6 protein-coding genes are annotated in these 9,141 nt (G+C 36.1%); 4 read left to right on the top strand and 2 right to left on the bottom strand.

Annotated features, from left to right (window positions below):
- The first annotated feature begins 350 nt into the window (after window positions 1-350).
- Both HRT72_13805 and HRT72_13800 read left to right on the top strand, forming a co-directional pair.
- Window positions 351-983 (top strand): hypothetical protein, encoded by a 633-nt coding sequence (locus HRT72_13805; protein NQY68783.1) that lies wholly within the window; start codon window positions 351-353, stop codon window positions 981-983.
- A gap of 171 nt (window positions 984-1,154) precedes the next feature.
- Window positions 1,155-1,631, top strand: a complete 477-nt coding sequence (locus tag HRT72_13800; protein ID NQY68782.1) for a response regulator — start codon at window positions 1,155-1,157, stop codon at window positions 1,629-1,631.
- A gap of 48 nt (window positions 1,632-1,679) precedes the next feature.
- Here HRT72_13800 and HRT72_13795 read toward each other — a convergent pair whose 3' ends face one another.
- Window positions 1,680-3,362, bottom strand: coding sequence for a T9SS type A sorting domain-containing protein (locus tag HRT72_13795; protein ID NQY68781.1), 1,683 nt, complete (start codon window positions 3,360-3,362; stop codon window positions 1,680-1,682).
- A 95-nt stretch (window positions 3,363-3,457) separates the two neighbouring features.
- Window positions 3,458-5,071: a CotH kinase family protein gene (locus HRT72_13790; protein NQY68780.1), complete on the bottom strand. Its 1,614-nt coding sequence runs from the start codon at window positions 5,069-5,071 to the stop codon at window positions 3,458-3,460.
- Window positions 5,072-5,502: 431 nt separating this feature from the next.
- On the opposite strand from HRT72_13790, the gene HRT72_13785 reads away from it, so the two are divergent.
- Window positions 5,503-6,285, top strand: a complete 783-nt coding sequence (locus HRT72_13785; protein NQY68779.1) for a response regulator — start codon at window positions 5,503-5,505, stop codon at window positions 6,283-6,285.
- Between the two features lie 310 nt (window positions 6,286-6,595).
- The coding region (locus HRT72_13780) for a hypothetical protein (GenBank protein ID NQY68778.1) at window positions 6,596-9,141 on the top strand (2,546 nt) is incomplete at its 3' end.

Below are 9,141 nucleotides of genomic sequence, written 5' to 3'. Positions count from 1 at the left end.
CCCTAATAGCACTTAATCCTGTTATATTAATACTTGTTCTGTACAAGCTGGCTAAAGCAAACCTAGATTTTAAAAAAGAGAACAAATTTTATATTCAAATCTTCGCAGGATTCATCGCGTTTTTCTTTCTGTACTCTTTCCGATCAAGAATAGAGGCTCATTGGGTTGCTTTCGCTTTCATACCAATGACAATCCTTGTTTTTAAATTAATCTCTGATCAACCAAAGTCAACTACCGCTTATAAGTATATAGCAATATGTAGTATACTATTTATTCTTAGTATACGAACTGTAATTTCTCTGGAGCTACCTTTTAAGACTGAATTTCATAAAAGGGGTAAGGATTATTACATGGCAATACATAAACTTGCGAAAGGAAAAAAAGTGGTTTTCGTAAACTCATATCAAAAAGCTTCTAAATATAATTTCTACACTGGTATAGAATCCTTTTCTGATAACAATGTTTCGTACCGTAAAAACCAATACGATATTTTAGATAGAGAAGACACATTCCATAATGAGACGGTTTTGTTTATGAGTAATTGGTCCTCCTCGCATTTCGATACGCTAAGACTAGAATCAGGAGAACTTCTTCGTTACACTACAGTTGAAAAATATCAAGTATTTAATAAGTTAAAAGCAACTATAAAGGAGACCGATATCTCAACTTTAAATATTGGTGAATCAAGTTTGGGTAAAATTGAAATACTAAACCCATATGCCTACCCAATTGATTTAAACAGAATAGGCATGCCCTATCACATATCTCTTTCATTAGAGCAAAAAGATGTGAAGGAGAAAACTATCGTACGAGTCAATCTCGATAAGAAAATTGTTCTAGAACCAAACTCAACCAACCAACTCAATATCTCCTGGGAAACGCCAACTATTAATCCAGGCACATACAAACTTCAAATAGTAATACAGTCGGGCTATCTATTCCCAAAGGTTATCAGCAAAAAGTACGACGTAGTAATAAGTTAATATGCAGTGGTTTATCCATAAGACACCACCGCCTATCGATATTTCGCAAGGTAATCAAGTCCTAACTAAGTGACATTAATGCAGTTCGTCGAAATATCTCGGCAGAAATTTAATCTAACCGTATAAGGGGTCATGGAATTAATTAATGATCATTTTATAACGCTATAGATTATGGGAAAACCTTCAAAGAAATTGAATTTACTACTAGTAGAAGACAACGCTTTTGTTTCCTTTATTTTGGAAAACAAGGTAAGAAATACAATGGATATAAATGTTTTTCAATTTTCTAGTGTTAAGGCTTGTATTACCAATCTGAGAAAATCACCAGACATAGACATTCTAGTTATCGATTACCATCTAGGTGATGGAACAGCCATTGATATATTGAAAAGATTAAAAATTGGTAGTTGTAGAACTATCGTCATGACCGGACACCCTGAGCCAGAAATGGAAGCGGAACTTGCGAAATTTAATGTTAAAGACTTTATTATCAAGCGCCCTAATACCGGAGCCGATTTGGTGGAAGCATTACAATTCAACGTTAGAAAAATCAAAAAGGAAAGAAATTCGCAACCCTTAAGTAAGAAGTTTCTAGAAAACTGGTGGCCGATCCCAGAGAATTGGCATTCTGCGAAACCAGCTAATTAGGTTTAGTATCCCATTATTATTATTAAGGAACAGACACAATATATTGCCCTATTCCTTTATTACTTTCGACCAAAAGGACTTCTCTTTAAAAATTATTTCGACAAGATAAGTTCCTGAAGGGCCGTCTATATTTAGTTCCAAAATTCTATCATTTACAAATTCATTTGTAGAAATTACCGATCCATTTATAGAGTAGGTTTTTACCATTACGTTCGAATAAAAATCATCCAATTCAATTTTATACGGTCCGTTTGTAGGAATAGGATAAGCCTTAATATTTTTTTTTTCAACTCTTTCTACAACACCTACTGTCGACAAGTCTACTTTCCAAACAAAGACATCCCCTGCCCCATTAGATGTATTGTCAAATTCTGAAAAGCTCACATCGTTTCGATAAACTCCTGTTAAAATTGCATAATCAGAATTATCAACTATTATATCTTTTCCTTCATCCATTGAGCTTCCTCCTGCCGATAAGCCCCAAACAAAACCTCCGTCTGTACTTAACTTCTGAATAAAAACATCTTTGTTGCCATTTGATGTATCCAAGAAAACACCATCGCTCGGATCAAAATCCATGATTTCCATATAGTAGCCAGTAGAGAATATATTACCGTTAAGATCGGAAGCTATAGAATTTCCATGGTCTGTTCCCGTACCTCCAATGGAATTTGCCCAAATTAAATTTCCATCCGAATCCATTTTCATCACCAAAATATCTGCTCCGCCATTAGAGGTCAATAAAAGCTCATTCACCCCTGGATCGAAATCCATTGTTCCAAAAAAGAAACCAGTTGAAATTAGATCTCCAGAATTATCAATACTAATAGACAGTATACAATCATCGCCAATATCCCCAAAAGAAGTCATCCATTCCACATCACCATTCACATCAAATTTTTCTACGAAAAAATCATAGTCACCATTCGAAGTATATTCGTCCACACCTATTGTCGGATCAAAATCTGCAGTGGCTTCGTAATATCCAGCAACATATGTATTACCTGCTCCATCTGTAGTTGACGACCTGGATGCATCCCATAAACTTCCTCCAACAGATTTAGCCCATTGAAACTCGCCTTGCGTATCTAATTTGAGCAGAAAAACATCCGTTTCACCCGAAGACTCAATATCATACACATCAGGTCCGGGGTCAAAATCAACGATATCAGAGTACAGTCCGCTTACATAAACATTATCGGCATCGTCGCTAGAAACCTCAACAGATTCATCTAAGCCAACTCCTCCAAATGTTTTTAACCAAATAAAATCTCCTGTATGATCAAGTTTCAAGACGAATATATCATTGCTCCCTATTGAATTTCGTATAGCAGATGCCTCCACTGAATCAATACTAATTTCATCTTTAAAGTATCCCGTTATCAATATTTTCCCAAATACATTCACATGAATAGAAGTTCCATAAATCTTAGATAATCCAGAGATGGATTTGGCCCAAACAAACTCTCCATGATCATCTATCTTGCTAATAAAGCAATCAAAATTGCCAGAAGAAGTTAACTCAAAAGTGGCAGAACTCGGATCAAAATCTACAGTTTCCTGAAAACCGCCTGTTGTATAAACACTTCCACTAACATCTACAGCAACAGATTCTGAATTATCGTTTGAGGCGCCTCCAAATGGCTCCAACCAATCGAAATTATTGCTATGTCCATTAAAGCTGATTACCAATAAAGAAGTTATTATTGCTGATATGAGTTTAATTTTCATGCCTAAATATTTTTATTTCTATTGCTTTTTATCTACAAAATTGCTCGAGTAATTACCCCTAATAGTTCGTTGACCCTAAAAGACATACCCCGTTATCATTTGCAAACAGGATTAATCCGAATACCAAAACGCTCCTCTATTTCATCAATTACGTATTTTGCTCTCTCCTTTACAAAAGATTTCATCTTGTTATTCCTTTCATAATAGAGCTCAACTGTTTCAGGTAAATGCCATCGATCAACTTGTCTTTTAATATCGCCTTCGTACAATGCCTCGTATTTCTCGATGATAGCAACCAGTCTTTTCGGACATAGCACCGTAGACATTATTTCTTCGGATCGTCTAACAAACTTATTTTTGAACTCTTCATTGGCTATCAATTTCCGAAATAACAGCGTAGACTCCTGTCTTGACCTAGAGCTTCCCTCGTCAATATCCATCAACTTCTTCAGCATCATATGATTTTTTTTTGTCATTATAGCATCCATATCGACAATTAACCATCTCCATTTATTACACTTCTTCGATCCCTTCCACCTCTCGTTATTATTACCCGGCCAATCAACATTAGCCATATAATTTTCCATCACAACATAATCGATATAATTGTCTATATCCATTTGCTCACTCACAAAATGATAATTATCCAACGTTGTTAGATCATTACTATCAACAAAATCATACAATTCTTTAAAATTATCACTTTCACCATAATTTGAATTATAGGCTGCGGTAGCATACTGCAAACTATCCTTATCTATATCAAAATAATCGTTAAAGAAATACCGATCCATTTTTTCGCATAAATCTAGAATACCCCAGTATTCCCCGTTCAGATAGAGGTTTACAGGGGAGCTCTTGGCATATTCAAAATCCATGTCTTTAAATATTTCTGGTATCAATTGATCGGCAAATATTCTTTTATTCCAAGTAGAATATGGGGTTCGGAGTAAAAGGCGCTTGTAACTATTTAAGCCTCCGTTGCCAAAGGGATTGAATTTCATCTTGCTCTTGCCATATTTTTTTCGGGAATAAAAGCGCAAGGATTTAGACGGACTTTCGGGACTACACCTTCCATGAATCCGAACTCCTACTTTTTGATCTAAAAGTACTTTCTGGTCTTTATCTAAATACTCCAAGTTGGAAGCACGCTCCCATTCAATTCCTTTTTCAAAAAAATTACCACTGTATTTCCTTTGGGGATTGTAGTGCGATCCAAGTACATATATACCAGTATCATTATCATACCATCCATCTTCATTGATAGTTAAATATATCTCTGGCAGGCTTATATCTAATTCGTCGACAAAGTAAGTTTTGGCAACTTCCTTCTTAACTGCTTTACCATCTTTAAATATTTGTGCTCTAACAACCATCCCCTTTAACATGTCTTTCTTGGGCTGTAGCCACATGTTATAAAAAGGTTTTTCTTTAAGTATAGTAGTAGGAATAAAAGTTAAATCATGCTCTTCGAGATACATTTTCGCAACTCGGATAGGTTCCTTGTATTTAAAAGAGGATTTACTCTGCGGATTTGGGACAGACCCATCAAGAGAATAATATATATTCGATTCTACATCCTTACATGTTATAACCAAATCAAATTCCTGAGGGTAATGTCCAGAGCTATGAGAAAAAACAATTCGATAGTTTTCACCCTTCTTATTTTCTCTGTTCTTTGATTCCTCATTTGAACAAGAAATATTCATCAGTATAAAAACACCAAGAAAAAAAAATGATTGCGAATAGAACAAGAGCTATACTTTTAAATAGAGTAAAGAATAAATTTACCAAATAATCTTTTCTTTACGACTTACTAATTCTTCTATTAGCCACACGTAGTAAATAGGGTGCAAGATTAGAATTTTATAGAAATCGAAATTAATATTCAAGAATAATATATGGGCTCAAATCCGTTAAACTTAGCTCTCTTTAGTTTTGCAACCTGGTGCCTCTTCGATTATGATAAAACTCAGATGGCAATTGCCTTAGGTATAATACATTAATCCATTATGCCATCTCATATGATCGTATTATGTGGTTGATCTCCTCATAAAGCTTGTCGATTATTCTACTAATAGCTACTAGGTATATTCGTATATCCTTAAACAACAGAAACCTAAGTCTTACTCTCCCGTAAATACCTTACCTACTTAGATATAGAGCGCTTGAGTTTAAAGACTTACATTCGAAGGAAGCAGATAAACCAGCAACGTACAAAGCATCCAAACAGCTTAACGTTCTACTAGTAGACGACAAAGAAGTTAGCCTCATCGTTTGCACAGCTATTCTTCAGAATTTGAATTGCATGGTAACTACGGCATTAGATGGTTTCGACGCAATTGAAAAATATAAAAAGAAAGAATACGATATCATTCTAATGGATATTCAGATGCCCAACATGGATGGTATAACGGCTTGTAATAAAATCAAAGAATTGGATTCCGACACTCCTCCAATCGTAGCATTAACGGCAAATGCAATGAGTGGAGATAAAGAAAAATACATCAATGCAGGGCTAGATGACTACTTGGCTAAACCAATTACTTACGAAAGTTTACAAGCAATATTTCATAAATGGATTCAAATACCTCTAATCGGAATGGTAACAGAATCGGCTATTGAAACGAAAGTAGAAATCCCTAAAACACTGGAAATAAAAAGCGAAGTTGAACCAAGCAATGAGCTTGTTGATGTAAAAGATCCAGATATGCTGCTAGACTGGGACAAACTAGGAGAGATTGAGAAACTAATGAAATACAAACCCGAAAAACTACAACGACTTGCAGGCAAAACGATTGTTAATATTGAAGAATACGTCCCTAAAATTACACAAACTTTTAGCGACGACGATTTAGAAAACTGCAAGACACACACGCTTAAAGGTGTAGCCCTTGTTTTTGGTGCACAGATGCTTGGATAATCACTTCTGCAATTAGAGGTTAATATTGAAACGGAAGAGCCTAAAGAAGAAATAGAAAAATCGTTTAACGAAATTATTTCTCTCGCAGATAAAACCATTAAGATTATTCAAGACAGGTATCGACTTAAAGAGGCCCTGGATTCTAAGGTAGAAATAATTAAAACCTACCTCAACTAACATAAATACAGAAGTTTAATTAAATTCGCCCCGTGCCGCTGAAATTATTTCAAAGCGGATATCATATATTAATGATACGTTGCCCCCAAGATCAAGCTATCTCACAAATCATCATATCGTTCTCAAAAATTTATTGGGAGTGATATTTCTATGCATTCTTTTTTCCAAAACATCCTCAGGTCAAGCCGTTTTCACAAGTATATCTAACGGAAACTGGTCTGATAATTCATCCACTTGGATGCTTTCTTCAGGAAATGATGAAGATGGTACTCCAGATATAAATGACAGCGTAACAATTTCGGCGAACGATACGATATCTCTAGAAAATGGAAGTTGTGAGAACCTCACCGTAAATGGGTTTCTTTCTACATATAATTCAAACACACTAAATATTAACCAAAATTTAATTATAAACGGGGCAGGCAAAATAGACCGGCAAAATGGAAGCTCAGGTACGGCAACAATTAATGTATCCGGAACTTTCACAACAACTGGTTCTGATACAACTAAACTAGGTAGGATAAATCTTAACGTGACGGGTAATAGTTTCGTTCAAAACATACTCTGCCTTTCTAGTGGTGGTGGAACAAAAAGCCTTAACGGTAATTTAACGGTAAACTCATCATCCGAAATACTGGGCAAATCCAGTACTACTCTAACTGTAGGATCAAACTGTATCCTTAGTGGAAGCCTAACTCAATCATCCGACATAGCAACCTTGCTTATTAACGGTGATTTAATAATCAATGAAAGCTCTTTTCCTGACATTGGAAAATTTCATTTAACCGTTTTAGGGCAAACATTGATAAACGGAACGTTATCGTTCTCAAGCACCGAAGGCAGCAAAAGCTTAAACGATATTATCCTATCCTCCACCGGGATTTGGAAAAACAATAATGTAAATGAAGACTTTACTATAACCGGATCGATAAACAATAATGGAGGAATCTGGCTAGCCTGTTCAGGAATAAATTGTGATTACACTCTTACCGGAATTGGCAAAACATTAGAAGGAGGTCCAATAGAATTTGTGCATTTTATTTGCAACGGGACAATTACAAATAACGCCAATCTTACCATTAGCCAAAAGCTTACAGGTAGCGGAACATTTATAAATGGAGCTAATGACACATTGAACTATAAAGGCTCAACAATCACTGTAAACAACCTGGACGCATCCACTCCTGGCAACACCGTAGATATTGAATATACATCAAATTCAGATATTCCAATTCCTAATTTAAGCACGTATCACCATCTAATAATTAGCGGCACTGGCGACAAAACAATGATTGGAAATCTGATAATTAACGGCGATCTTAATATTAACGTTGGAAGTTTAGATACGGATGAGTATCAAATTATTGGAAATGCCACTGGCAAATTAAGCCTCGCTGCAAACGTTGATTTAAATTTAGGAAAAACCGATGGATCAACTATGGTAAGCTTCCCAACAGGATATACTAGCGCAAACATAATTATAGATTCTACAAGTACAATTAGGTACCAAGCAAATACCAGCCAAAGCATCTCCATCTTACCAACATATGGAAATCTAATTTTAAGTACAGGAGCAACTGCTTCTACCAAATCCATTTCGGGAACTCTCAATATATTAACGGACCTTCAAATTAATTCAGAAGTTACCTTCAACCAAGACAACAATAATGTTAACGTTGCTAGAGACATCGTAAACAGCGGAGAAATCTTTATTACCACAGGCGCTCTCGACGTTAACAGAGATTATAAAGGAATTGGGAATTTATCATTTACCGGAGCGGGCAATATGAATATTGCTGACGACTGGACAAATTCTGGAATATTCTCCTCTGGTACCAGTACAGTGACGTACAACGGTAGTGTTGACCAAACCATAGCCGCTGCCTCCTATTACAACTTGATTGGAGATAACTATTATCCCACATCAAATCTCGAACTCAGTGCAGGAATGACAACCGTAAATGGAGACCTCACAATTACAGGAGGAAGATTAAGAGCAGGAAGTTCCCCAGACTCACTTACTGTTATTGGGACTACCAGAATTAACTCAAACGGAGAAATGAGATTCTCTAATTCATCTGGAGTATACATGCTAGGCTCCACCATACTTACCGGTGGAACGATTGGTGGAGGTGCATCTGGAGAATTTAACTGTACAAGCCTTCTAATTTCTTCTGGTACCTCAGGAGTAATCGATCGAGTAAAACTAAATAACACTGGAACAACAACTGTTAATGGCTCCCTTGACTGGAGCTCTACAAGCGGCACCAAAATACTTAATGATATTATTATTTCAAGTTCAGGATCATGGACTAGTAGCGCTGGAGAGAGCTTTTCAATCGGTGGAAGTTTTACTCTACACAATGGACTATTTACCACAGGAACAGGAGATTACACCTTTACAGGTTCCAATAAAACAATTAACAGTTCCAGTGGAAGTCTAACTTTTGGAGACAAGATGATATTTGATGGCAGCTATACAAATAACGTTACAACCCTAACTATAAATGGCGATCTAAATGGGTCAGGAATATTCGCAAACGCATCTAACAAAACAATTCGAATCGGAGACGACGTAGCTCCTACCCTAACCTTTAATGCCACGGCCATAGCCAATACGGTCGAATACAATGGAACAACAGACCAATCGGCTGGCGAAGGCAATTTCTATAACCTCGT

This window comes from Flavobacteriales bacterium (genome assembly GCA_013214975.1).
Classification (GTDB): Bacteria; Bacteroidota; Bacteroidia; order DT-38; family DT-38; genus DT-38.
This window is presented reverse-complemented; position numbering and strand designations above follow the sequence as displayed.

Bases quoted from the DNA above. Each gene is read 5' to 3' on its own strand.
- HRT72_13805 (NQY68783.1), top strand. From the start codon at position 351: ATGGCAATACATAAACTTGCGAAAGGAAAAAAAGTGGTTTTCGTAAAC.
- HRT72_13800 (NQY68782.1), top strand. From the start codon at position 1,155: ATGGGAAAACCTTCAAAGAAATTGAATTTACTACTAGTAGAAGACAAC.
- HRT72_13795 (NQY68781.1), bottom strand. From the start codon at position 3,362: ATGAAAATTAAACTCATATCAGCAATAATAACTTCTTTATTGGTAATC.
- HRT72_13790 (NQY68780.1), bottom strand. From the start codon at position 5,071: ATGAATATTTCTTGTTCAAATGAGGAATCAAAGAACAGAGAAAATAAG.